1 protein-coding gene is annotated in these 223 nt (G+C 30.0%); it reads right to left on the bottom strand.

The features are described from left to right. On the bottom strand, nt 1-181 hold a 181-nt coding region (locus V6260_RS19710; protein ID WP_425355718.1), incomplete at its 3' end, for a hypothetical protein. Between the last annotated feature and the right edge of the window lie 42 nt (nt 182-223).

Here is a 223-nt window from a genome sequence, read left to right as displayed (position 1 = left end):
TGATATTTGCTAGACGATGATAGCTTGGGAAATTAGTTTTTTTCTCAATATCTATAAGTTTAGCTGTAAAAAAAGCTGCAAAGATCGCAATTAGAACAGACATAGAAACTAAAATGGGATCGTAAGCGCCGTTAATTATTAAGCTCGGATGTTGGTTTGTAATAAAAAAAGCTGATAAAATAAGGGCTCAAAATGTAGTCATTATTTTATGATTTTAATCTAA

Source organism: Pseudoalteromonas aliena (genome assembly GCF_038155085.1).
Classification (GTDB): Bacteria; Pseudomonadota; Gammaproteobacteria; order Enterobacterales; family Alteromonadaceae; genus Pseudoalteromonas; species Pseudoalteromonas aliena_A.
The sequence above is the reverse complement of the archived record's forward strand: the minus strand, read 5'-3'. Positions and strand labels throughout refer to the sequence as shown.